This is a genomic window from Nonomuraea sp. KM88, assembly GCF_052245635.1.
Classification (GTDB): Bacteria; Actinomycetota; Actinomycetes; order Streptosporangiales; family Streptosporangiaceae; genus Nonomuraea.
Window position 1 is genome coordinate 1 of sequence record NZ_JBQQCC010000066.1, and the last position, 1,339, is coordinate 1,339.

A 1,339-nucleotide genomic window follows, 5' to 3' on the forward strand; every position below is an offset into this window, starting at 1 on the left:
CTGCGCGTCGCGCCGGTCCTGGTGGAGCCGGCCGGCGAAACCCTGACCGAGGACGACTACGCGCTGCTGGGCCGCGCGTTCGGCGCCAAGGTGCGCGACACTTACGGTGCCAGCGAGTGCCCCTTCCTCACCGAGGGCTGCGCGCACGGCTGGTATCACGTCAACGGGGACTGGGTCCTGGCCGAACCGGTCGAAGCCGACTACTCACCAACCCCTCCCGGCGAGCAGTCGCACACCGTCCTGGTGACCAACCTGGCCAACCGGGTGCAGCCGATCCTGCGCTACGACCTCGGCGACAGCGTGCTGCAGCGGCCGGACCCGTGCCCGTGCGGCAACCCGCTGCCCGCCCTACGCGTGCGGGGACGCGTGGCCAACGTGCTCACTTTCGGGAGCGGGGCCGGCGGCGGCTCCGCGGTGATCGCGCCGCTGATGCTCAACACGCTGGTCGACCGCACGCCGGGGGTCCAGCTCTATCAGATCGTCCAGACAAAGCCCACGACCCTGCGTGTACGGCTGCGCGTCACGCCGGGAGCGGACCCCGGCACGGTGTGGCGCGAGGTGCGCGACGGGATCGCCGGCCTGCTCGCCGAGCACGGCCTCGATCATGTCATCCTGGAACGTACCGCGGAACCGCCGGAGCAGTCCCACGGCGGCAAATACCGCACGGTCGTCCCGCTCAAGGATCCCCATGACGCCAGACCCTGATCGCCCCGGACTACGCGAGCGCAAGAAGGCGGACACCCGGGCGTCCATCCAGCGGCACGCGCTGCGCCTGTTCAGTGAGCAGGGCTACGATGCGACCAGCGTCGAACAGATCGCCGAGGCGGCCGACGTCTCGCACCGGACCGTGTTCCGCTACTTCCCGACCAAGGAATCCCTGGTCATCCTCGACAACTACGACGCCCTCCTCACCACGGCCATGGCGGCGCAACCGGCGGAGCTCGGGCCGGTTCAGGCGCTGCGCAACGCCTTTCGCGCGATGTTCACCGACCTGACCGACGCCGACGTGACCGCCAAGCGGGAACGGCAGGCCCTGGTGCTCAGCGTCCCCGCGCTGTGGGCGGCCAGCCTCGCCAACGTCACCAGGACCAAGCAGACCCTCACCGATCTCGTCGCCTCCCGACTCGCCCGTCCGCCGGACGACGCCCGGGTCAGAGCCGCCGCGGGCGCGGTGTTCGGCATCCTGCTGTCCGTCTGGCTCGACTGGGCGAACGATCCGGAGCTGGACGCCCCGGCCGTACTGGACGCCGCGCTCGCCCAGCTGCGAGCGTGAACCGGTCGTTTGGCGGATTAGGCGCTACGGGCCCTCCTGCGAACCTGCGGGCATATCGAGTTTCCA

Annotated in this window: 2 protein-coding genes; both read left to right on the forward strand. The window is 70.5% G+C overall.

Annotation, left to right across the window (positions count from 1 at the left end):
* On the forward strand, positions 1-705 hold a 705-nt coding region (locus ACTWPV_RS49670), incomplete at its 5' end, for a hypothetical protein (RefSeq protein WP_443157221.1).
* A complete protein-coding gene (locus ACTWPV_RS49675) occupies positions 689-1,273 on the forward strand; it encodes a TetR/AcrR family transcriptional regulator (protein WP_443157222.1) in 585 nt (194 codons plus the stop codon). The genes ACTWPV_RS49670 and ACTWPV_RS49675, both read left to right, overlap by 17 nt.
* Positions 1,274-1,339: the final 66 nt, after the last annotated feature.